Source organism: Flavobacterium sandaracinum (genome assembly GCF_004349135.1).
Lineage (GTDB): Bacteria > Bacteroidota > Bacteroidia > Flavobacteriales > Flavobacteriaceae > Flavobacterium > Flavobacterium sandaracinum.
Genome location: NZ_SMFN01000004.1, coordinates 50374 through 75377, shown reverse-complemented (window position 1 = coordinate 75377; position 25004 = coordinate 50374). Strand labels below are relative to the sequence as shown.

Below are 25004 nucleotides of genomic sequence, written 5' to 3'. Positions count from 1 at the left end.
AAGTCCATTTGTTTTTACGAAATGTATATTTTGTAAAAACAAATGGATTTTTATTTCAGTATCGCTATATTTGCCAAAGATGAAAAAGAAATTTTCTATATTTAGTTTAGTGCTAACGATTACAGTATTGCTTTCGATGCTGTTTCAATCGGTGCATAAATACGAACATATAGCAAAGCAACTTTCTGAAATTCAGTGTGTTCACGAGAAAAATTCTAGTACAGAAATAACCCATCAACATCATAACTTTGATTTTTGTGGTATTTGTGCCTATAAAGTAAGTAGTTTTGCTTTTTTAGTTTTTCCAGCTTTTGAATTAAACGCAATAGCCTTATATTCAAAAAATGTTGATTTCAAATCTTGTGAAATCACACAATTCTTTAAAGGAAGCCTTTTTGCGCTTCGAGCTCCTCCATTAGTTTAAATCATATTTCATAGTATTCTATCATTTTCAAGTCTTGGAAATGATTCACATGTTTATATATTTTGAACAAAGAAAATGCAAACAAAAATCTATATTGTTTTCTGCTTCTGTTTGTTTTGCACCATTAGTTTTGCGCAAAATACTGTTAGTGGAAAAATCACTACTCAGGGAGGAATGCCTCTTTCTGGAAGTCACGTACACATTGGTAAAAAGACGGTATCCTCAGATGCTTCGGGGAATTATGTCATCAAAAAACTGCCTGTTGGAAATAGCAAAGTATTCGTTTCCTATGTTGGTTATAAATCGGTTGATACATTGGTGAATTTATCGGGGGACCAAGTTTTGAACTTTACTTTAAAAGAAAATGTGGACCAACTTCAGGAAGTAGTCATAAGGCAAAAAGCCAATACGCTGAACAAATCCCTGTTGGAACAAAAGATCAAAACGGAAACAATTGAAAAATTCAGCAACCAGACCCTTGGAGATATTCTCAAAGAAGTAGCAGGTGTTTCAACTTTGAAAACAGGAAGTTCTATAGTGAAGCCGGTTATCAATGGTTTGTTTGGAAGTCGGGTTCCGGTCATCAATAACAATGTGCGTTTGCAAGATCAAGAATGGGGAACGGAACACGCTCCTAATTTTGATGTAAACGCTGCTGGAAAAATAACCGTAATCAAAGGTGCTTCTGGGTTGCAGTATGGTGGTGATGCCGTAGGAGGTTTAGTGATTATAGAACCGGTTTTGGTAAAAAAGGATACGCTATTTGGTAAAACCATTCTGAATTTGGCGTCTAATGGGAGAGGCGGTTCCGTTAGTACAAGTTTGCATAAAGGCAACGACAAAGGATGGAGTTGGAACGCTTTGGGAACATTCAAGTATTCAGGCGACAGAGAAGCGCCGGATTATGTATTGTCCAATTCAGGAAATCGGGAAGCTAATTTTTCTGGAGATGTAAAATTTACTGGAAAAAAATATGATATTTCCGGTTATTACAGTTTGTACAATACTACGATTGGTATTTTGAGTGCGTCTCATACTGGGAATGTAAACGATTTGTACAATTCCATTACCAATAAAATTCCTTCAGTTGTCAATGACTTTACCTATGCCATTAGAAATCCAAAACAGAGAGTACAACATCATTTAGCAAAACTGAATTACAATTACTTTTTTGATGAAACGGCTTCTTTGGCAGTGCAGTATTCTTTTCAGTTTAACAAAAGATTGGAGTTCGATGTACGCAGAGGAGATTTTGATGCTATAGCTGCTTTAGATCTGGAATTAACCACGCATGCGGTCAATGTAGATTATAAAAAAACGGTGCATGATTGGACTTTAAAATCGGGATTCAATACTTCGATACAAAATAATTTTGCAAATCCGGCTACGGGAATAAAACCTTTGATTCCTAATTTTGACCGCGTCGAATTTGGAACGTATGGAATAGCCAGTTATGATTTGTCTGATAGTTTTTCTGTGGATGCAGGAGTGCGTTATGACTTTTCGCGAGTGGATGCAGCTAAGTTTTACTTAAAATCCAGATGGGAGGAAAGAGGCTACGCAACTGAATTTGCTGATTTCATAGTGGGAGAACAAGGCAATCAATGGTTGACAAAGCCAAGTTTTACATTTCATAATATTTCAGCCAGTGCCGGGTTTCACAAGGAATTTGATGCAAGTCTGAATTGGTATTCTAATATTAGCCTTGCGACAAGAAACCCAAATCCATCGGAGTTTTTTAGTGATGGTTTGCATCATTCCACGGGGATTATCGAGTTAGGCGATTTAGCTTTGGACAAAGAACAAGCAGTCAAATTATCAACAACATTGCAGAAGAAATGGACTGCTTTTTCGGTTGAGGTAAATCCTTTTATCAATAGCATCCGTAATTTCATGTTTTTGCGTCCTGTTGGTTTTGAGACAACCATTCGTGGTGCTTTTCCTGTTTGGGAATACCAACAAACCAATGCCAGACTAGCCGGAGTTGATGTACAAACCCATTGGAAAATAAGTAAGCAATGGCAGCATGATTTTGCTTTGGCATATGTCAATGGAAAAGACATTACCAATAAGGAATCGTTAATAGATATTCCACCGTTAAATCTGAGCAATAAAATTCAGTTTTCAAAGAGTGACTGGCATGATTTGAAACTCGAAGTGAAAAGCGAGATCGTATTGCGTCAAAATCAGTTTCCTGACAATAATTTCACTACAAACATTGTCGTGGATAATGAATTGGTGCCCGTTCTGGTAGATATCAGTACACCGCCACCGGCCTATCAATTGTTGCATTTTTATTCAGAAATGAAATTCAAGACTTTCGGTAAAACTAATGCAACGGTCGCATTTTCTGTTCAAAATATTTTAAACACTAATTACAGGGACTACCTCAACAGGCAACGTTTTTTTGCTGACGAAATGGGTAGAAACTTTCAAATTCAATTAAAATTCAATTATTAAAAAGTAAACACAAAAAAATGAAAAATTCAAAAATTCTAGCAGTAACATTAATAGCATTAGTAACATTTTCATCTTGTAACAATGATGATCCTATTGCAGTAAATGAGGAGGAATTAATAACAACAGTTACAACTACTTTGACTGCAGGAAATCAAATCATTACCTTGACTTCTAGAGATCTGGACGGAGACGGACCTAATGCTCCGGTAGTTACTGTTTCTGGGGATTTGCTAGTTAATACAACGTATACTGGAGCAGTAACGTTCTTGAATGAGTCAGTTACGCCGGTAGATAATATCACGGATGAAATACAAGAAGAAGGGGACGAGCATCAGTTGTTCTTTCAAGCACCAGCAGCAATAGGAGCTTTCACGTATACTGATGTTGATGGCAACGGAAAACCGATTGGATTGACTTTTACTTTGAAAACAGGAACAGTGGCAGCAACAGGAAATATAGTAGTGGTTTTGAGACACGAACCAGCTAAAAGTGCTGCTGGAGTTGCAACAGGAGATATTACAAATGCTGGCGGTGCAACAGATGCACAAATCACTTATCCAGTTCAGGTCAAATAAGTACTTCGTTCTGATGTCAACCATTTTAAAAAACGCTATTCGAAAGAGTAGCGTTTTTTTTGGTTTTATTTAAGACTTCCCCACTGCTACTAAACTAACTAATTCCTTATTTTTGTAATAACCTAAAACAGAATCTAATGAAAAAAACTTTTTTAATAATGGCTGTATCTTCTGCAATGGCGACTTTTGCACAAAACCAAAAACCAAAACAGGTAACTTATCCCGTAACCACTAAAGGGGAAACGGTTGATGTGTATTTTGATACCAAACTTCCAGATCCGTACCGCTGGCTCGAAGACGACAAATCTGCTGAAACCGGAGCATGGGTAAAAGCACAAAATGAAGTGACCTATGATTATTTGGCTCAGATTCCATTTCGGGATTTGCTAAAAGCAAGAATGGAAAAATTGTGGAATTACGAAAAAATAGGAGCGCCTTTCAAAGAAGGAGATTTTACGTATTACTATAAAAATAACGGTTTGCAAAACCAATCCGTTTTGTACCGAAAAGATGCTAAAGGGACCGAAACCGTATTCTTAGATCCCAACACCTTTTCTAAAGATGGAACTACATCACTTGGTGGATTAAATTTCTCTAAAGATGGTTCTAAAGTGGCCTATTCACTTTCAGAAGGCGGAAGTGACTGGAGAAAAGTCATCATCATGGATGCCATTACTCAAAAAATTATCGAAGACACCATCGTTGATGTAAAATTCAGTGGCGTTTCTTGGAAAGGAAATGAAGGATTCTATTATTCCAGTTATGATAAACCGAAAGGAAGCGAGTTATCAGCAAAAACAGATCAACACAAATTGTATTTTCACAAGTTAGGAACCGCACAAAAAGTAGATCAAATTATTTTTGGTGCCGATCAAAAACGACGTTATGTAGGCGGTGGCGTGACTGAAGACGATCGTTTTTTAGTGATCACAGCAGCAAATTCTACCTATGGGAACGAATTGTATATCAAAGATTTGACAAAGCCCAACAGTCCTATTGTGACGATTGTGGATAATTTCAAAAGTGATAACAACATTATCGAAAACGAAGGCACAAAATTATTCATAGAAACCGATTGGAATGCGCCCAACAAACGCATCGTTACTGTTGATGTCAACAATCCAAAACCAGAAAATTGGAAAGATTTCATCGCAGAAACAGAGAACGTTTTGTCTCCATCAACAGGTGGCGGATATTTCTTTGCGAATTATATGAAAGATGCCGTTTCAGTGGTGAAACAATACGATTATTCTGGGAAACTGGTTCGCGAAATCCAATTGCCAGGCGTGGGAACTGCCGGTGGTTTTGGCGGAAAGAAAAAAGAGAAAACCTTGTATTATTCTTTCACGAATTACATCACTCCAGGTTCTACCTTTTCATTTGAGCCAGCAACGGGAATTTCTGCAGTATATCAAAAACCAAAAGTAGATTTCAATAGCGATTTATACGAGTCCAAACAAGTGTTTTATACTTCTAAAGACGGAACCAAAATCCCAATGATTATCACCCATAAAAAAGGATTGAAACTCGACGGAACAAATCCAACGATGCTTTACGGTTACGGAGGTTTCAACGTGAGTTTGACACCAAGTTTCAGTATTGCTAATGCCGTTTGGATGGAAAATGGAGGCGTTTATGCCGTTCCAAATTTACGTGGCGGTGGCGAATACGGGAAAAAATGGCATGATGCGGGAACTAAAATGCAAAAACAAAACGTATTCGATGATTTCATCGCAGCAGCTGAATATTTGATCGCTCAAAAATACACGTCGCCATCCTATCTTGCCATTCGTGGGGGATCAAACGGAGGATTGTTAGTGGGTGCTACGATGACGCAACGTCCGGATTTGATGCGAGTTGCTTTACCGGCAGTAGGCGTGATGGACATGTTGCGCTACCATACCTTTACCGCAGGAGCAGGTTGGGCGTATGACTACGGAACAGCACAAGACAGCAAGGAAATGTTTACCTATATCAAAGGCTATTCTCCCGTACACAACATTCAAAAAGGAATACAATATCCCGCTACAATGGTCACAACAGGCGATCACGATGATAGAGTAGTGCCGGCACACAGTTTTAAATTTGCAGCCGAATTACAAGAAAAACAAACTGGAACCAACCCAACCCTAATCCGTATTGATATCAATGCAGGACATGGCGCAGGAAAATCTGTAGCAGCAACCATTCAGGAAAATGTCGATATTCAGGCCTTTACCTTATTCAATATGGGAGTCGTGTTATTACCAGAATTGGAATAAAGGTAATTGTAGGTAAGGATTTTACCCTGAGCGCATCCCGCAATTTCTGGAGAAGGGAGGAGCTTTTTCCTGCTATCCGTTACAATCTTTTTCAACGCTTTCAGGGTTCAAAACCCCGAAAGCGTCTAGAAAAAGGATTTTCACTTCTATCAGGACTAGGGTTTCCAATCCAATAACAAGACTAATTTTCAAAAACACCAGCCGAAAGATTGGTGTTTTTTTTTGCGCTACTTCTAAAAAAAACCGATTAGATAAGTTGCAAACAAAGGAGAGGCTCTTGTTCCACTTGGCCTATTTTCCTCGATCATAATTGATTGCCTGAAAAAGGGAATAAAGCAAATCCACTACTTTTAAACCATACTAAAATCTACTTCTTTTGTCCTTAATTTTCATAATGTTTTATTAATGCAGTCGTTTTTTGGAACTTCGTTCGTTAAATTTGAAAGACAATCATTAAATATATAAAAACATGACAGTACAAATCAACACAGACAATAACGTAGAAGGGAACGCACGATTGAAAGCGTATATTTCAGATGAATTAGGAACCACTTTGGCGCGTTTTGAAGATAAAATCACCCGTTTAGAAGTGCATCTTGGAGACGAAAATAGTGATAAGTCCGGAGTCAACGACAAACGATGTCTTATCGAAGCCAGACCAATTAATATGCAGCCCTTGGCCGTTACAAATTATGCCGATACTACTGAGAAAGCATTTCACGGAGCCTTGGATAAAATTAAAAAAGTGTTGGAAACAACTTTCGAAAAAAAGAAAACGTATTAAAGAATCGCCTTTGGGTAAATAAATAAAAAAAATGACACTGACTTTTAAATAAGTCAGTGTCATTTTTTTTTGATTAGGATTGTTGAGCAAATCTGACTATCATTTGTCAAACAATAATGTTGCTAAAGATTCATCCCTTTTGTAGACATCTTCATAAAAATGAATCACGCCTTCCTCATCTACCCAAGCAGTAAAATAACCTATATACACCGGAATTTTGTTTTTTAGCGTGTACCAAAACTCTTCTCCGCCGTTCATTGCGGTTTCTATTTTAGCAGGATTCCATTTTTTGTCATCTTTCATAATTACTGCGGCAAGTTCTTTTGGCTTGGCTACTCGAATACACCCATGGCTGAAAGCACGGTCTTCTTTTCCAAATAAACTTTTGGATGGGGTGTCATGCAAATAAATCGCATTCGAATTGGGAAATAGAAACTTCACTAATCCCAATGAATTTTCAGGCCCAGGTCTTTGTCTTACATTGTTGTCTTTCCATTCCATGTTGTGTTCTTCCAAATAATTTGGATTTTTCTCAATGGCAGGAAGAATTTCTTTCTTCAGAATGCTTGTTGGTACATTCCAATACGGTCGGAACACAATATATTTCATTGGTGCACTAAAAATTACCGTTTTGTGCATTGCTTTTCCTACTACAACCTTAGAGTGTAACTCTGGTTCACCATCCCTAAAAAAAGTCAGTTCATAGGCAGGAATGTTGACCACAATCAATTCTTTAGATTTAGTAATATCATTGGATATCCATCGACAACGTTCCATATTAACCATGATGGTTTTTATGCGTTCCGCAACTGGCACGTTCATGTATTTAACATGTTCCGGCAGAATCGTTTTGTTGAGGGTATTACCACTTCTCTTTTTAAATTTCAAAATTCCTGTGGCTAATTCAGTATCATACACGGCACTTTTAGAATCTCGTGAAATATCATCGGTGATAAACAAACGGGTTCTGATTTGTGCAATAGCCGCAGCGCTATCTCCAGGTTTATAGGATTTAATATTTGGATCAAGAGCAATAGCTTTCCATCCGCCTTTTTTTTCTATTTTGCGGTATTCCTGTAAAACATCTTTTAAAAGGAAATATTGCTTCAAAACACCTTTTTCTTCTTTGTGAATTAGCGTAGGATTGATTAACAATGAATCTAGATAATTTACGTAAGATTGTCTTTTTCGAGGTAAAAACCATCCTAAATCTTTTGTTTTCTGGATGTCGATACCGTCGTATACTTTATCTGCATAAAAAAAGTACAAGGAAGAGCTCAGTAACTCCGTTTCAATACTAGCCTTTTGATTGTCATCTGGATTATCGTAGATGTTGTCTAATTTTTCTTTATATGGAATGGCGGTTTCAATTCCTTCTAAATTCATGCTATTTACTTTATTGTAAAGCAAACCGGCAAATTCATTTAGACCATCCTTGTCAAACCAGATGTAGTGAAACTGATGTTTTCGGTACAATTTTTCAACCTCTACTTGATACGGTTGTAGTTTTGGATATTTTCCAAAGAAGGTTTTAATTTGGGTGCTGTCAAACGCAACTTCTATTGTATTTAAACTTGTTTCAGGATTCGCTGTACCGGGAGTGTCTTTCTTTTTACAAGAAATAAGGGTAAGAAGCAGTGTAAAAACAACCAGTGATAATTGGTAATGTAACTTTCTCATAATTCGAACTTTAAATCTTAAATTTTTCTGTCTAAAGCAAGACAAAAATACGTCAAAACTCAATATGTTTTACCGCCGTTTGTTTCCCAGATTAATGCGGTTTAGATCAAAAACTCAATTTTGAAATGTCATAATTAATTGAAATTGTTTTATAAAAACTTGTTAATTAATAAGTTGTAAATTTTGTTTTATTTTTAAAGCTGAGTTTTGAATCGAACAGGAACCTCTAAATCCAAAAATTATGAAACAATTTAAAGAAATTTTCTAAGTTTTACTTCAAAGGATTTAGAGGATGCGTTACTATGATCTCAGAATCACTTTACAAGTTTTAGAGGTGTTGCTTTTAGAAGGAATTTCAGTGGCTGGAAAAACTAGTTTTTGTTTGTTTAATATGGTAACCGAATGTTTTTAGCTACCTTTATATAAAATAGTAAAGGAATACTTATGAATCAATTTTTGCAGCGCAAAAAGTCTTACTTTAAAACTATAAATTTTCGAAAAATAATCAAAACAATTGGTTTTTTATTTCTGGGGATTGTGGCTTTTTTGGTCATAGCTTCGGCGGTTTTGTCAGTTTATTTCAAGAATAATAAAGCAGAAATTGTCACAAAGATCAATGCGAAAATTAATGAAAACATTACGGGAACAATCGATATTGGAGATATTAAATACAAATTCTTAAAGGGTTTCCCCAATATGACCTTAGCGCTAAGCCAAGTAGAATTAAAGGACAGTTTGTGGTCTTTACACAAACGAACATTGCTCAAAGCGGAGCAAATTGAAGTGCGTGTTGATGTTTTAAAATTGCTCTCAAATGAGATCAACATTGATAAAATAGAAATCCAGCAGGCCACTTTGTATTTGTTCAAAGGAAAAAACGGAATTGTAAACACGAACATTTTTAGGCCTAAGCCAAAAAGTAAAAAATCAAAAAGCTCCACCGATTCTAAAGTAAAAGAAATAGTTTTAGACCAAGTCCATTTCATTTCCGAAAATCAAATGGGACATAAATTATTTGATTTTAATATAGTAGCACTACGAAGCCAAATAGATCATGAGAACGAGAATTGGCAAACGAATTTGTATCTGAAAACACTAGCCAAAAGTATGGCTTTTAATACTAAAAGAGGAAGCTTTATTCAAAACAGAATGGTAGAAGGGGTTTTGAAAGTTGGTTTTTCCAACGCTAAAAACCAGATTAGTGTAGCCACCACTAATTTTGGAATTGGTTCCGAGTTTTTTGATATCAACGCCCATTTTAGTTTGGATCAAAACAAGTCTCCTTTTGATATTGCCATAAAAACTACGATTTTGTGGCGCGATGCTTCTGCTTTATTGAGCGCTAATATCAGGGAAAAAATAGATCAGTTTGATTTAAAAAACCCTATTGATGTAGGTTGCACGATTATTGGCGATATGAATGCTACGGGTGATCCGGAAATTGTGGTAACCACAAAAATTAAAAATAATGAACTCAAGATACCGGACGGGATTATTACCGACTGTACTTTTGACGCGACGTTCACCAACCAATATAAAAAAGGAGCAGGCTATAATGACATTAACTCCACAATCACTTTAACAGATTTTTCAGGGAAATATAAAACAATTCCTTTTGCTATTCCCATCGGAATTATCTCTAATTTTGAAAAAACAACTGCGGCAGGAAGTTTTAAATCAGATTTTAATATGTCCCGATTGAATGAGATTGTGAATAAAGATTTTATTCATTTTTCTGATGGTCAAGCCAAAGTGAATCTGGAATTTAAATTTGATATCTTAGATTTAAAAATACAAAAACCATTGTTTACAGGGAATGTAGACGTTAAAAATGCAACTGTAAATTACGGTCCAAGAAATTTAACTTTTGTGAAAACAGACATTGAGCTGGATTTTACAGAAGAAGCACTTTTGATAAAAAAAATTAATTTTAAAGACCGTAAGAATAAGGTTTTTATGGAGGGTAAGATTGACAATTTTCTGACGTTGTATTATGAAAACCCTGAAAAAATGATTGTCAATTGGGATATTTATGCTCCTTTTTTAGATATAAAACAATTTGTAGGTATTATCACTAGTTCAGGTCAAAAAGCATCAAAAAAGAAAAATACAAAAGATGATTTTTCATCTGAATTGTATGTTGTAATTGATAAATGCCAAGTGGTGCTGAATTTGAAAGCAGATAATATGGTGTATAGTAAACTGGAAGCGACTAATGCTAAAGCAACTGTTTTATTAGTCAATAATCAGTTAATCGTGAAGAATGGTTGGGTGCAAAGTTCTGGTGGAAGCATTGCTTTTGATGGGGAATTAGTTCCTGAAGGGGATAATTTTCTACTAAAGTCTAATACAAAAATCAATCGTGTTGACATTTCCCGATTTCTGACTTCGTTGAATAATTTTGGAATTCAATCCTTTCAACCCAACAATATAAAAGGGCTCCTCTCCGCCTCCACCTCGGTGCAAGGTACGCTTCTTTCTGGAGGAGAATTGAAAACAAATTCAATAGCTGGCAGGGCTAAATTTAAAGTTGATCAAGGAGCATTGACTGATTTTAAGCCCATTACAAATATAGGTAAGTTCGCTTTTCCTTTTAGAAACGTGAACCATATCGTTTTTAGTGATTTATCCGGAAATTTTAAAATTAATGGCGGTCTAGTCGATGTAAATGATTTGAAGATAAGTTCTAATGTGTTGAATCTAGATGTAAATGGTATTTATTCTTTTGGGCGAGGAACTAATTTAGCGATGACTATTCCGTTGAGGAATCCAAAAAACGATGAACAAATCACAGATGAAGTGGAAAAAGCAGAAAAGCGTACGAAAGGAATTGTACTCCATTTATTAGCTGTTGATGTCGATGGAAAAATAAAAATCAGATGGAATAAAGACCATGAAAAACTTTAATGATATGAAAAAAATACTGGTAGTTTTGATTGTTTTCACTTTATCCGGCTGCAAAAGTAGCATGGACTCTCAAGCACTTTCGACAGCAAACATAAATGCCATACTCGATGCTTGGCATAAAGCGGCATCGGAAGCTAACTATAGCGACTATTTCAGCTTAATGACAGATGATGCCGTTTTTATAGGTACTGATGCGACAGAAAATTGGAATAAGACCGCATTTCAAGCCTACGCGAAACCACATTTCGACAAAGGGAAAGCGTGGAGTTTTACGGTTTTAGAGCGCCATGTTTTCTTTGATAAAACTGGCAAAACTGCTTGGTTTGATGAATTGCTAGATACGCAAATGAAGATTTGCCGTGGTTCTGGTGTTTTGATAAAAATTGATAACCAGTGGAAAATACAACACTATGTTTTATCGATGACGATTCCTAATGAAAATTCCAATGCGGTTATCAAAGTTAAATCTTCTCTGGAAGATGCCATGATAAAATCATTGAAATCTAAACAGTAGTATTTTCGAAAGTAATGCTTTAGGTTCGTATTTTTTTGCATTAAAAAACCTCTGTTTTAGCAGAGGTTCATTAAAATGAAAATTACCATATTTTGACTCTTTTTTCCGGAGCTAAATACAAGGAATCTGTTGGTTTTATATTGAACGCAGTATAAAATTCTGGAATATTTCGTACCACACCATTAATTCTAAATTTTGCCGGGGAATGCGGATCGGTTGCTATTTGATTTCGTAACGCTTCCTCACGAGATTTGTTCAACCAGCATTGTGCCCAGCCTAACAAAACACGTTGTTCTCCTGTGAAGCCGTCTAGAACCGGCGATGCTTTTCCTTCTAAACTCATTTTGTATGCTTTTATAGCGATGGATAATCCGCCTAAATCACCTATGTTTTCGCCTTGAGTAAATTCTCCATTAACATTCAGATCTGGAAATACTTTGAAATCATTGTATTGTGCTACTAATGCACTTGTTTTTTGTTTGAAAGCTGTTAAATCACCCGGCGTCCACCAATTTCTCAACACTCCGTCACCATCAAAGGTACTTCCTTGGTCATCAAATCCATGTCCTATTTCGTGACCAATTACCGCTCCAATACCACCATAATTTGCTGCATTTTCTATTTTTAAATCAAAGAAAGGAGGCTGCAATATGGCTGCGGGAAATACAATTTCATTAAGCGGTGGATTGTAATAGGCATTTACAGTTTGTGGAGTCATTCCCCATTCGGTTCTGTCTACTGGTTTTCCTAATTTATTAATTTGTCTGTTGTATTCAAAAGTTGTGGCTTTTTGTTGGTTGCCATACAAATCTCTCGGAAGAACTTTTAAGGCAGTGTAATCTCTCCATTGGTCGGGATAACCAATTTTAGGATTGAATTTAGAGAGTTTGTCTAACGCTTGCTTTTTAGTTTCGGGACTCATCCAGTCCAGATTTTCGATGCTTTCACCGTACGCTTTAAGCAGATTCTTTACTAACAATGTTACTTGCTCTTTGGCCTCAGGTGAAAAGTGTTTTTTCACATAAACCTTCCCAACTATTTCACCAAGGCTATTGTTTACTCTATCAACGCCTCTTCGCCACATTGGTTGTTGTGCCTGGATTCCGTAGAGTGTTTTGCCGTAAAAATTAAAATTTTCATCGTCTAAAGCCGTATTTAAAGATTTTGCGGCTCCGTGAATAACATTCCATTTTAGATACGCTTTCCACGTGGTTAAAGGAGTTGTTTTTATGATTCCGTTTAGCGCTTTTAGGTAATCAATTTGTGCAATGACAATGCTTTTTTGGTTCGTAATCCCTGCGTTTTTTAGCATACTGTCCCAATTAAAATCAGGCATGAGTTGCTTTAAATCTGCAATTGCATATTTATTGTACAGTTTTATGATGTCTCGTGTTTGTTCTTTTTTCATGTGCTGAGCGGCTAAAACCGTTTCTAACGCCATGATTTTTTTAGCGAGTTCTGGGCCATTTGGTACCTCGCCAAGTTCTAGCATCTTCTCAATATGGGTTACATATTTTTTTTGAATCTCCTTAGATTTGGCATCCTCAAGCGCATAATATTCTCTATCGGGTAATCCTAAACCGCCTTGCCAGGAAATAAGCATGTACTGGGTTGGATCTTTTAAGTCCTCCATCACCGATACGGAAAAAGGAATAGTACTGCCAGAGGTATTTGCATAGCCAAAATAAGCCGCTAAATCAGTATAATTTGCAATAGCATCAATTTTTTTATATTCAGGGAGTAACGGTGTAATTCCTTTTTGATCTCTCATTTTTGTATCCATGAAGGCATCATAAAAGTCTCCAATTTTTTGCTCATCAGAACCTGTTGCAAAATTACCTTGAGAGGAAGCTTCGATAATGGCTTTCACGTCTTCTTGCGCTTTTTCATGAACCATGTAGCCAACACCATAAGAGGCTTTATCATCCGGTATTTTAGTTTTTTTCAGCCAAGTACCGTTTACATAAGCATCAAAATTATCTCCTGGACGAACGGATGTGTCCATGTTGTCTTTATTAATTCCGGAAATTGTTTTGTCTGTTTTTTCAAATGTGGTAAAAGCAGCTAGCAATAAAATGGAAGATGCCAATGCTAGTTGGGTTTTCTTAGGGTATGGTTTCATAGGGTAGTTTTTTAGAATATCAAATATAATTAAAAAATATATAATTAGTGTATTTATTTGATTGTTAGTGTTTTAAATTAAAAATAGAAGAAGTATACTTCACTGTTAAAGTAAAGTAAATTGATTTTTAAACTGCAGTTTTTTTATTGGGAATCATCAGAAAACAGAATTTCAGCCAGACGATCATCCCTTAAATAAATGTCGTTATAAAAGCTAATTTCACCGGAATCATTGACCCATGTGGTAAAATATCCAATGTGAACAGGAATTTTATTTTTCAGAATACAGGTAGTTTCTTTTCCGCTATCCATTGCTTTCTGGATGCGTTCTGCGGGCCAATCAGGATTGTTTTTTAAAATTAAATGTGCTAATTCTTGTGCTTTATTCACGTTAATGCATCCGTGACTGTAAGCTCTGTATTCAGATTCAAATAAACTTTTAGCGGGCGAATCGTGTAAGTAAATATCGGACGCGCTTGGAAAAATGAATTTGACTTTCCCTAAGGGATTTTTTGGACCAGGTTTCTGTCGTACTCTGCCTTTATTCCATTCCATATCATTATCAGCTAAATAGTTTTTGTCCCGATCGATAGCTGTTTTTATTTCACTTTGAACAATACTTGTTGGGATATTCCAATAGGGACTAAAGATAAGATGGCTAATAGAACTGCTAAAAACTAAGGTTTCATTCATGGTTCCGCCTACAAATACATTCGACTCTAGTTCGGTTTTGCCATTTCTTTTATAAATAAGTTTAAAAGAAGGAATATTTATGATGATGTATTCTTCTGCTTTTGTCAACTCTGGAGCAATCCAACGACAGCGTTCCATATTGACCATAATGGTTTTAATATAATTTTCAATGGGAATATTCATGCGCTCAATGTGACTCGAAGTAATGATAGGATCTATTTTATAACCATTTCTTTTCTTGAAGTTCAAAATTCCAGTCATTAATTCGGCATCGTACAAGGTGCTTTTAGAATCGTGTTGTAAATCTCCGGTTACGGCGAGTCTTTTTCTGATTTGACCAATGGTTTCTGAGTTGTCGCCAAGCTTGTATTCTCTCATTAAAGAATCTCTAACTATTAAATTCCATTCGCCATTTTGTTCTATTTGTCGGTATTTTTTTAAAACAGTTCGCAGTTTGTAATATTGATTAAACAGCTGTTGCTCATTTTTATCTAATAATTGAGGATCAGCTAGCAAAGATTGAAGCAGGCTTGCATAAGAAAGGTTTTTTGTGGGTATAAACCATCCAATTTCTCTAATCTTTTCAATTTCTATTCCCTTATACACTTTCTTTGCATAAAAAATATACATTGCGGATAGTAATAATTCTGTTTCAGTAACCGTGAGATTGTTTTGTCTGTTTGTATTGAAAATCAGGTCGGCTTTTTCTTTATAAGTAAACCGGGACTGTAATCCATCGTCCTCTAGCTGATTTACTTTGGAATATAATAAATTGGCAAACTCAATAATGCCTTGGTTGTCAAACCAAATGGACTTGTAATTTCTTTTTTTGTACAAAGCAATAACATCTGATTTGTATTTTTTTACATTTGGATATGTTTTGAAAAATCTGGAAATGACCGTGCTGTCAATCTTCAGGGAATAACTTCCTGGATCGTATTTTAGTTTTGAATGTGCAAAAGAAGTATTAGCAACCGTTTTAGAATTAGTACGGTAAGTAGAAGCAACTGAAATGCTAAATAATAGAAGTGCAATGTATAAAACAACGTTTTTCATGGCATAATTATTTATATAAAGGTACAGTAATAATTTGTTGGTAAAAAACGCATTAACAACAATGTTAAGAATGTAAATAGTACAAAAGTTATTTCTTAGATGTTATTTTGCGAAGAACTTCAAAAAAAATGAGCTTAGAAATAGCGATTTTGAAAACGTTTTTTCATTTTTTTACCGCTTAGGCATTCGGTCTTATATATTTCCTTAATTTTGCCGAAATATTCTAAAAAAGTGGGAAGCAAAAATAAATTAAAGCGGTTCAAAGAAAACGAGACATTCAATAATGTTTTTCAACCAACAAGAGAAGAAGTGGTGGGCGATTTATTTCCTTTGAAAGGGAAATGGAATTCAGAATTCTTCAAAAATGAAAATCCATTAGTACTGGAATTAGGCTGTGGGAAAGGGGAGTATTCTGTTGGGCTTGCTGAAAGATATCCGAATAAGAATTTTGTTGGAATCGATATCAAAGGCGCTCGGTTTTGGCGTGGAGCTAAAACAGCGGTGGAAACCGGAATGTATAATGTAGCGTTTATCAGAACTCAAATTGAATTAATCAATCATATTTTTGCAGAAAATGAAGTGGATGAAATTTGGATAACTTTTCCAGATCCACAGATCAAATACAAACGAACAAAACACCGAATGACGAATTCAGAGTTTTTGCAATTGTATAAAAAAGTACTCAAGAAAGACGGTGTGGTAAACTTAAAAACCGATAGTGAGTTTATGCATGGTTATACTTTAGGGTTGTTGCACGGGGAAGGACACGAGGTTTTGTATGCCAATCATAATGTGTATGTAAATGAGGGAAGTCCGGAGGAAGTAACTGCTTTTCAGACGTTCTATGAAAAACAATATTTAGAAATTAACAAAGCAATTACCTATATTCGATTTAAAATTAAAGAATAGTTTTATATTTGAAATAGATTTTTTTGATATTGCACTTTGCCTATGAATTTAATTACTTCCTTGTTTTTGGGTTTTGTTACTGCCTTCGTAGGGATTACACCTCCGGGATTGATTAATATGACAGCAGCTAAAGTCAATCTTAAAGAAGGAAAAAGAAGTGCTTTTTGGTTTGTTTTAGGAGCCGTAATTGTAATTTTCTTTCAAGCTGCACTAGCTATATTTTTCGCTCAGTTTATTAAGGAACGACCAGATGTAATTGTTTTATTGCGGGAAGTAGGTTTTGGGATTTTTTCAGCATTAACAATCTATTTTTTGTTGATCGCTAAAAAGCCAAAAAAGAAAAAAGGTAAAATTAAAAAAAAGAGTACCTCCACCCGTTTTTTTCTCGGAATGCTGCTCTCAGCACTGAATTTTTTCCCTATTCCTTATTACGTGTTTGTAAGTGTCACGTTAGCGTCGTACAATCTCTTTTCCTTTGATACCACGCACGTTTTGATTTTTGTTGCAGGAGTCGTATTGGGTTCTTTTTTGGTATTCTATTTCTACGTTGCCTTCTTTCAAAAAATACAAGATAAAACAGATTATTTGATGCGTAATATGAATACCATTATTGGAAGCATCACAGGATTAATATCGTTAATCACCTTGATTAATATCATAAGGTATTATCTAAAGTAATTTCCGTAAATTAATAATTAAATTAGGTACCCTTATTATTCTTTTGGAAGCATGGCAAACGACAATTTTTTCGAGAGAGTATATTTCATAGTTAGACAAATTCCCTACGGAAAAGTAACTTCTTATGGTGCAATTGCGAAGGCTTTAGGAACCGCTCGTTCTGCTCGAATGGTGGGTTGGGCAATGAATGCTTCCCATAATCTGGAGGATGTTCCGGCGCATCGGGTGGTCAACAGAAATGGGTTGCTGACAGGGAAATTGCATTTTGACGGGACGAATCTCATGCAACAATTATTAGAAAATGAAGGGATAGTTGTGGTTGAAAATCAGATTGTAGATTTCGAAAAGCATTTTTGGCAGCCGCCAATGACTGAATAAGAATCTGAATTCAATTGATTAACAAGTTTATAAAACAGAGATATTTATTAATTAGCCAGTAAAAATTGGCTGTTCTATACTAAAATATTAAGCGTAAGTGCTTTAAATTCGGGCATCAACACCTGCCCGATTTAACTATTTCCTTGAATAAAACAGATGGTGAAATGCGTTTTACCTCCTGACAGGTCAGAATCAGTTTTGTGACTCAAATAACCGCCGTGGGCTTCTATGATATTCTTCGAAAGCGTAAGTCCAATACCAGCGCCATTTTTTCTAGTAGTGAAAAAAGGGAGGAATATTTTGTCTGTAATTTCGCTTTCAATTCCTCCTCCATTATCAGATATGATGATGTAAAAACGATTATTTTGTGTTGCCGTAGTCAAGTGTATACTCTTTTCCTCTTTTTCTTTTAATGCAAAAACACTGTTGGTAATCAAATTGATAATTACTTGTTCTATTTGGTTTTTATCAAGGTCAATTATCTTATTTTTTTCGATTTCGTTAATGATTTTTATATTTTCCGATTCGAAAATAGGAGACATCATTTTAAGACAATCTTCAAACAATAAATGAATTGGAGTTGGTTTTTTGTTTGGCGTAGGAAGCGCAGCGAGCTTCCGATAGTTCTCGACAAAAAACTGCAAATGATCACTTCTGTTGATAATGGTTGAAATGCTGCTTTTGATGTCTTCAAAATCTTCCGATTCTAAATGGTCTTGATCTACGATTTGTAGTAAATTTTGCGAAAGCGATCGAATAGGTGTCAAGGAATTCATTAATTCGTGAGAGATGATTTTCATCAAATTAATCCAAGCTTCTTTTTCTTTTTTCTCAATAACACGCTGGATGCTGTCTAATAGCACGATGAAGTAGTCTTTGTTGAACGATTTTGTTAACGAAGTTTGCAACATAAACGTCTGCGCTTCTTGTTGCTCTATTTTGATGTTAATGGACGTCTTTAATTCTTTAAAACCGGTGTTTTCAATTTCTTCGCAAAGCGACGGCAGGTAATTCTTAAGATATTCCCAATTAGTCACTTTTGGGACACTGAAAAGGGTAGAAAAACAATCGTTCATCAAGAAAATGGTCCAGTCGTTATTTTCTTTTTCTAAAATTAAAACAGCCGTGTCGATATTGTTTATTATCGAGCGATAGATTAATTCTTTTGAGCTGCCGTCGTGTTGTTTCTCTTTCAAAGTATCATACAGCAGACATAAATTTTTATAATCTCCTTCTTTGTATGCAGCAGGAAAACGAGCAGAAAAGTCGTTATTTAGTATCGAAAGTATGGTTTTGTCGTAAAAAATCAATTTGTTTTTGATGTACGAATACATTTCGGCACAGATCAAAAAAGAAAATAGCATAATTAAAATACCACTATACAAATAACCGTTTCCAAATAGATAAAGTGAAAATGCGAGTGCAATAATGACTATAAGAACTCTTGCAAAAAGGGCATTGTAAAATTTCCAGCTATTCATTAGTCGTTAATTTTAAGATCGTATTTTTCAAGTCTACGGTACAACGAACCTCTAGATAAACCCAATTCTTCAGCAGTTTTACTGATGTTTCCGTTGTTTTTAAAAAGGGATTTTTCGATGGCGTTTTTCTCTATTTCGGATAAGGGATGTTCCTCCGTTGTTGTTATGTATTCAAAGTTAAGTAAGTCTAAATCAGTTACCGAAATTGTATTGTCATCTGACATGATCAAGGCTCTTTCAATCTTATTTTCTAATTCTCTAATGTTTCCTTTCCAAGGATAACGTTCCATATATTCGGCCACGTTAGTGTCAAAAAGGACATCGTTTTGACCGTATTTCTCTCCTATCTGCTTTAGAAGGAAGTGCGCCATGGGCACAATATCGTCTTTTCGCTCTCGCAAAGGCGGTAGGTTTATTTCCATGGTATTAATACGATACAACAAGTCTTCTCGAAATGTTTTGTTTGCGACTTCGGCTTTAATATCGCTGTTAGTTGCTGCTATGATTCTTACATTTAATGTTCGCGGTTTGCTTTCGCCTAGCCGTGTGACTTTCTTTGTTTGTAAAACATGCAGTAGTTTTGATTGCAAATGCAAAGGGATATTGCCTATTTCGTCAAGAAAAATAGTTCCATTATCGGCAATTTCAAATCGTCCTGGGGTATCGGTTTTGGCGTCGGTAAAAGCACCTTTGGCATAACCAAAAAGTTCGCTTTCAAACAAGTTTTCGCTTAACGAACCCAAATCAATATGAACGAATGGTTTGTCTTTTCGATTAGAATGCTGATGTATATGTTCAGCAAAGACAAATTTACCTGTTCCGTTTTCTCCTAAAATAAGGACGTTTGCATCTGTTTTTGCTACTTTTTCAGCAATGGAATACGCCTGTTTTATTTTTTGGGAACTGCCAATGAAGTGCTTTTTAGGAGCGGGTTCTGAGTTTGATGTTCGGCTGAGTTTTCGACTTTCCACAACGGCTTTGTCTATAGTGGAGAGTAATTTTTCATTATCCCAAGGTTTTAAAATATAATCAAAAGCACCTATTTTCATGCCTTCTACTGCGGTTTCTATTTTGCCAAAAGCGGTCATTAATAGTCCAACTGTTTTTGGCGACAGTGTTTTTATTTCTTTTAGCGAGTGAATGCCTTCTCGTCCATCTTCAAATCCAATGCGGTAGTTCATGTCTAGTAAAACAACATCAATTTGGTTTTCGCCAAGGATAGTAATTATTTTTTTTGGATCATTTGTTGTGAAAATTTCTTCAAAATGCTTCTTCAAGATCATTTTTGCCGAAAAAAGGATCTCTTCTTGGTCATCAACAATAAGTATTTTGGCTTGTTTTTTTCGCATCAGTATTTGTTTTTGTTCACTTATGAACAGGGGACTGTCCGTTTTCGAACAGTTCGATTTCTAGATTTTTTGCAACCGTATTGATAACCATTGTTTTACGGATTATAAATCCTTTGGCATGCTTTTGTATGTTGATAATCAGTAAATTATTATAAAAATGGACAAGGTTATTCCCCGTAAAAATAGAAAATTTAGGTACTTAACAATAGGATTTGTGAGTTTTTTAGTTGCAGGAGCAGTAGTTTATGCTTCGGTATCTAAAAAACGAAGTTTAAATGTAAAAGTGGATGAACTATTAGTAAAAGAAGTAAGCCAGGAATTTTTTGAAGATTTTATTGTTTTTCAGGCCAAAGTGGAGCCATTGAATTTGGTGTTGGTCAATATCATCGAAGGTGGTTCAGTCAAAGAAATTTTTGTAGAAAACGGAGCAATGGTGACGCAAGGACAACCGCTGGTTCGCATGTATAATCCGAATACAGAATTGAATTACTTGACGCAGGAAACCGCAATCATTGAGCAAATCAATAATTTAAATACCGGAAAACTAAATATTAGAAATCAAGAATTGAACTTAACGAAAGATCTTGCTTTAATAGAACACGATTACAATGATGCCAAGAGGGTGTATGATATGAATGCCAAATTATTTGAAAAAGACATTATCTCAAGAAATGATTGGAATGTAATAAAGGAAAGTCTGCGTTTTCAAGAAGAACGTAAAAGCAATATTCGTACGAGTATTCAAAAGGAGAAACAAACCAATCAAGTGCAAATTTCGCAGATTAATCGTTCGATCCAAACGATGGAGATGAGTTTGGATATTCTAAGGAGTAATAAAAAAAACTTCTTGATTACGGCACCAGTTTCAGGAAGATTAACTTCATTTGAACCTATTTTAGGAAAAACATTTCAAGCTGGAGAAAGTATTGGTAGAATTGATTCTCGGGAAGGCTACAAGTTAAGCGCGCAGGTGGATGAGTTTTATTTAGAGAAAATACGTGTGGGTTTGAAAGGACAAATTGAATATAAGGGAAAAACAGTAATCGTGTCTGTGGTAAAAGTGATTCCAGAGGTTAAAAGTGGTCGTTTTCAAGTGGAATTGCTTTTTGATTCTAAAGAAGAGTTAGCGTTACAAGACGGATTAAGTTTTGGCGTGAAGCTTATTTTATCTGAAAAGAATAAAATTTTGGTCATTCCAAAAGGAAGTTTCAATCAAGAAACCGCTGGAAAGTGGCTGTTTGTTGTCAACGGAAGCAAAGGAGTGAGAAGAAATATAAAATTAGGCAGAGAAAACCCTTCTTATTATGAAGTGTTAGAAGGATTAAAACAAGGAGAAAAAGTAATAACGTCGTCTTATGCCGACTATAAAGAAGTCGAAGAACTGAATATACAATAAAAACGGAATGCAGCTGTACTGCGTTCTTAAATCAAAAACATAAAAAATTATAAAAGGATGATAACAATTCAAAACCTAACCAAGATCTTCAGAACAGAAGAGTTAGAAACTTCGGCTTTAAGCGGGATTAATTTGCAAATCAATGAGGGAGATTTTCTTTCGATTATGGGGCCTTCGGGTTGCGGAAAATCGACATTACTCAATATCATAGGATTACTGGATAGTGCTTCAGAGGGGAGTTACACCTTGTTGAACCAAGAAATGATAGGACTAAAAGAAAAAGGACGTTCTAATGTTCGTAAGGAAAATATTGGATTTATTTTTCAGAATTTTAACCTGATTGACGAGCTTTCGGTTTATGATAATATCGAATTGCCGTTAATTTACAATAACGTAAAGGCTTCGGAAAGAAAACTAAAAGTAGAAGCAATTGCCGAAAAGTTAAACATTGCGCATCGATTGAAGCATTATCCCCAACAACTTTCTGGTGGGCAACAACAACGTGTGGCTGTGGCCAGAGCTTTGATAAATGATCCTAAAATTATTTTGGCTGATGAGCCTACTGGAAATTTGGATAGTAAAAACGGAAATGAAGTTATGGAATTGCTAACTGACTTACATGCTAAAGGTGCCACTATCTTGATGGTCACCCATTCTGATTATGATGCGTCCTTTTCTCAAAGAACCATTCTGATGAAAGATGGCGTTGTTTTCTCTGAAAAAATGAATCAAAGAAATGTAGATGTTTTTAAAATAGAGTAATCATGATACTAATAATACTATTAATCAGCGAATTCATTTTTGAGTTGCTTTGCAGCACACTCTTTCAATAAGCTACGATTTCAATCATCACACGAGCCAAAGTGGCGAACTGGCGAAGCAATCAAAATCAACGAATTAAAAATTATGGCACACAACTGGATAAAAATATTTATTTACCACCTCAAGCAAAACAAACTGTTTTCGTTTCTCAATGTTTTGGGATTGAGTATTGGTATTGCGGGGTTAATTTTTGCATTATTATATTGGAATGACGAGCATGGTTACAATGAATGGAATCCTGAAAAAGACACTGTTTTTCAGGTTTTGGTTAAATTAAGTGATTCGCCTGCTTCGTCAGATTGTTCTTTATTTCTAAAACCTGTTTTAGATAAAGACACTAATGTAGAAAGCATTATGTATGCTGACAGTTGGTATCAAAAGGATAAAATTATTTATAATGGAAAGAAGGAGTTTATAGATAAAATCATTAATGTAGAGCATAATTTCTTTTCTTTTTTCCCTTTCAAAATTATCAAGGGAGATGCTATTTCAGCTTTAAAAGATGATTCCAGCATTGCTATTTCTGATGATATAGCCAAAAGAGTTTTTGGAGATGAAAATCCAATCGGGAAACAAGTAAAATGCTTAGACCAAACGTTTGTTGTGCGAGCCGTTTATGAAATTCCTGGAAATTCATCAATCGCACCAAATGCCGTAGTCAATAGAATGAAGGGATTGACGGCGACATATATGACAGCTCCTTTTGCTTTTAAATTATTAATAAAAGTCAAGGATCCATTAAAAATAGAAAATTTGAGAAAGAGCCTAGAAAAGCTATATAATTATGATTTTATAATAAGAGTTGCGAAGGAGGCGGGCTTTACTCCTGAGGAAATGGCTAAGAAAATCGGTCATTTTACAGTTTTTATGGAACCTCTTTCAAAAGCAAGATTGCATTCTGTAGCGGATGGCTATCCTGAAGGTAGAGGTAATTATCAGTTTTTGTTAATCATGATGAGTTTATCCATTTTGATTCTCATTTTATCCATTGTTAATTATATCAATTTGGCAACAGCCAATGCAATAAATCGAGCGAAAGAAGTTGGAGTCCGTAAAATTGTAGGTGCTTCTAAAGGCAACATTATAAGGCAATTTATTTTTGAAACTATTTTAATAAGCTTGTTTTCGATTTTACTAGCATTAGTAATTGTAGAACTAACTATGCCTCATTACAACAACTTTTTAGACAAAAATCTTGTACTTCTAGGAAATCAATTTTACCTGCAATTAATTCTGATTTTTATAATTACAGTTTTGGTTGCAGGAATATTTCCAGCGATTTATGTATCCAATTTTGAAACTTTAAAAGTATTAAAAGGAAATTTTGGAAGAAGCAAAAACGGTATAGGATTGCGTAATGGAATGCTTATTTTTCAATTTGCAGTTGCTACTTTTTTTATTATTGGTTCTTACATTGTATATCAACAAGTTCAATACTTAAGCAATAAAGATCTTGGTTTTAAAGGGGACCAAGTGATTTCTGTACCATTACATTTTCCATCGTCAGATTATGAAGTAGAAAATGTTGGACAACATATTTACAATAAATACACCACTATAAAACAAGAATTAAGCAAAATTAAAGGAGTTAGACAAGCTTCAACTGGTCTTATGTCGTTTGATGGTTCAGACAATTCAATAACACCTGTTTTATATAATGAAGAACTCTTTAAAGTAAAGAGCATAGCTTTAGACTTTGGGCTGTTTGAGATGTTAAATATAAAAATAGCAAAAGGTAGAATTTTTGATAGAAAACTAGCTTCGGATACGATTAATTCAGTGATGATAAACGAAACTGCTCTAAAATTAATGAATATTAAAAATCCAATTGGTAAAGAAATTTTAGTAAGAAATAAAAATTTGAAAATTATTGGTATTATTAAAGATTTTAATCTTTTAAGTCCTGAAGAAAAAGTACCGCCAATTGTTTTTTACCATTTAAAAACGGTAGATATAGCTGGAAATATAGACAAAATTTTCATAAAATTGGATTCTGATAATATGGAAAATACTATTGTGAATATCGAGAGATTTTGGAGAACAGTTGATAAAGAATACCCGTTTAAATATGATTTTGTAGATAAAGAATATGCCAGAACGTATGAAAGTTATGTTAAACAAAAAAACATCTTTTCAGTGCTAAATGTAGTTGTTATTGGTATTGCTCTTTTTGGCTTGTTTGCTTTGGCTTCTTACTCCATACAAAGGCGTATGAAAGAAATTGCGATTAGGAAAGCATTAGGCGCAGATACGAATATGTTACTCAGAGAGCTGTCTAAGCAATACATTTTGTATTGCATTATCGGGTTTTTGATAGCGTTGTTTCCTGTTTATTATTTGCTAAATAAATGGCTTGAGAATTTTGCTTATCGAATAGATATTTCTATCTATCCCTTTATAATTGGATTTCTGGCTTTAATGTTACTCACTTTAATAGTTGTTTTGTCTAAAGCCTATCAAGCAACAAAAGTTGATGTTCTAAAATATTTAAAATACGAATAATGTTTTAAGAAAAG

At 35.0% G+C, this 25004-nt stretch carries 18 protein-coding genes; 13 read left to right on the top strand and 5 right to left on the bottom strand.

Annotated elements, in window-relative coordinates; translation table 11 throughout:
* The first annotated feature begins 79 nt into the window (after positions 1–79).
* The 5 genes from E0F91_RS04790 (at position 80) to E0F91_RS04770 (ending at position 6504) form a co-directional block, all read left to right on the top strand.
* On the top strand, positions 80–424 hold the full coding sequence (locus E0F91_RS04790; protein WP_132065209.1) for a hypothetical protein: 345 nt from the start codon (positions 80–82) through the stop codon (positions 422–424).
* A gap of 75 nt (positions 425–499) precedes the next feature.
* Positions 500–2884 carry a TonB-dependent receptor gene (locus E0F91_RS04785; RefSeq protein WP_132065208.1) on the top strand — a complete coding sequence of 795 codons (2385 nt, stop codon included), beginning with the start codon at positions 500–502 and terminating at the stop codon, positions 2882–2884.
* Between the two features lie 17 nt (positions 2885–2901).
* The gene (locus E0F91_RS04780; RefSeq protein WP_132065207.1) at positions 2902–3459 is read left to right on the top strand and encodes a type 1 periplasmic binding fold superfamily protein; all 558 of its coding nucleotides are present in this window, start codon (positions 2902–2904) and stop codon (positions 3457–3459) included.
* A 158-nt stretch (positions 3460–3617) separates the two neighbouring features.
* Positions 3618–5720, top strand: coding sequence for a prolyl oligopeptidase family serine peptidase (locus E0F91_RS04775; protein WP_424955335.1), 2103 nt, complete (start codon positions 3618–3620; stop codon positions 5718–5720).
* A 469-nt stretch (positions 5721–6189) separates the two neighbouring features.
* A complete protein-coding gene (locus tag E0F91_RS04770; protein WP_132065205.1) occupies positions 6190–6504 on the top strand; it encodes an HPF/RaiA family ribosome-associated protein in 315 nt (104 codons plus the stop codon).
* 99 nt (positions 6505–6603) lie between these two features.
* Here the strand turns inward: E0F91_RS04770 and E0F91_RS04765 are convergent, their stop codons facing one another.
* Complete coding sequence (locus E0F91_RS04765) at positions 6604–8184, bottom strand: L,D-transpeptidase family protein (RefSeq protein ID WP_132065204.1); 1581 nt, start codon at positions 8182–8184, stop codon at positions 6604–6606.
* Positions 8185–8628: 444 nt separating this feature from the next.
* Here E0F91_RS04765 and E0F91_RS04760 point away from each other — a divergent pair, with 444 nt between their 5' ends.
* Both E0F91_RS04760 and E0F91_RS04755 read left to right on the top strand, forming a co-directional pair.
* A complete protein-coding gene (locus E0F91_RS04760) occupies positions 8629–11091 on the top strand; it encodes an AsmA family protein (RefSeq protein WP_132065203.1) in 2463 nt (820 codons plus the stop codon).
* 4 nt (positions 11092–11095) lie between these two features.
* Positions 11096–11605, top strand: a complete 510-nt coding sequence (locus E0F91_RS04755; protein ID WP_132065202.1) for a nuclear transport factor 2 family protein — start codon at positions 11096–11098, stop codon at positions 11603–11605.
* Between the two features lie 82 nt (positions 11606–11687).
* Here E0F91_RS04755 and E0F91_RS04750 read toward each other — a convergent pair whose 3' ends face one another.
* Both E0F91_RS04750 and E0F91_RS04745 read right to left on the bottom strand, forming a co-directional pair.
* Positions 11688–13727 carry a M13 family metallopeptidase gene (locus E0F91_RS04750; RefSeq protein ID WP_132065201.1) on the bottom strand — a complete coding sequence of 680 codons (2040 nt, stop codon included), beginning with the start codon at positions 13725–13727 and terminating at the stop codon, positions 11688–11690.
* A 143-nt stretch (positions 13728–13870) separates the two neighbouring features.
* Positions 13871–15475, bottom strand: coding sequence for a L,D-transpeptidase family protein (locus E0F91_RS04745; RefSeq protein WP_132065200.1), 1605 nt, complete (start codon positions 15473–15475; stop codon positions 13871–13873).
* A 231-nt stretch (positions 15476–15706) separates the two neighbouring features.
* Between E0F91_RS04745 and trmB the strand changes: the two genes are divergently transcribed.
* The 3 genes from trmB to E0F91_RS04730 are packed head-to-tail and all read left to right on the top strand — an operon-like array spanning position 15707 to position 17440.
* Positions 15707–16384: a tRNA (guanosine(46)-N7)-methyltransferase TrmB gene (trmB, locus tag E0F91_RS04740; RefSeq protein ID WP_132065199.1), complete on the top strand. Its 678-nt coding sequence runs from the start codon at positions 15707–15709 to the stop codon at positions 16382–16384.
* Between the two features lie 42 nt (positions 16385–16426).
* Positions 16427–17062, top strand: coding sequence for a LysE family transporter (locus E0F91_RS04735; protein WP_132065198.1), 636 nt, complete (start codon positions 16427–16429; stop codon positions 17060–17062).
* A gap of 51 nt (positions 17063–17113) precedes the next feature.
* Positions 17114–17440 (top strand): MGMT family protein, encoded by a 327-nt coding sequence (locus E0F91_RS04730; RefSeq protein WP_132065197.1) that lies wholly within the window; start codon positions 17114–17116, stop codon positions 17438–17440.
* A gap of 131 nt (positions 17441–17571) precedes the next feature.
* Here the strand turns inward: E0F91_RS04730 and E0F91_RS04725 are convergent, their stop codons facing one another.
* Together E0F91_RS04725 and E0F91_RS04720 are read right to left on the bottom strand one after the other, a co-directional pair.
* Positions 17572–18921 (bottom strand): sensor histidine kinase, encoded by a 1350-nt coding sequence (locus E0F91_RS04725; RefSeq protein WP_132065196.1) that lies wholly within the window; start codon positions 18919–18921, stop codon positions 17572–17574.
* Positions 18921–20270, bottom strand: a complete 1350-nt coding sequence (locus tag E0F91_RS04720) for a sigma-54-dependent transcriptional regulator (protein WP_132065195.1) — start codon at positions 20268–20270, stop codon at positions 18921–18923. The genes E0F91_RS04725 and E0F91_RS04720 overlap by 1 nt, the downstream gene beginning before the upstream one ends.
* A 214-nt stretch (positions 20271–20484) precedes the next feature.
* Between E0F91_RS04720 and E0F91_RS04715 the strand changes: the two genes are divergently transcribed.
* The 3 genes from E0F91_RS04715 (at position 20485) to E0F91_RS04705 (ending at position 24990) form a co-directional block, all read left to right on the top strand.
* Positions 20485–21666, top strand: coding sequence for an efflux RND transporter periplasmic adaptor subunit (locus tag E0F91_RS04715; RefSeq protein WP_341825455.1), 1182 nt, complete (start codon positions 20485–20487; stop codon positions 21664–21666).
* Positions 21667–21723: 57 nt separating this feature from the next.
* The gene (locus E0F91_RS04710; RefSeq protein WP_132065193.1) at positions 21724–22428 is read left to right on the top strand and encodes an ABC transporter ATP-binding protein; all 705 of its coding nucleotides are present in this window, start codon (positions 21724–21726) and stop codon (positions 22426–22428) included.
* A gap of 144 nt (positions 22429–22572) precedes the next feature.
* Complete coding sequence (locus E0F91_RS04705; RefSeq protein ID WP_132065192.1) at positions 22573–24990, top strand: ABC transporter permease; 2418 nt, start codon at positions 22573–22575, stop codon at positions 24988–24990.
* The last annotated feature ends 14 nt before the right edge of the window (positions 24991–25004 follow it).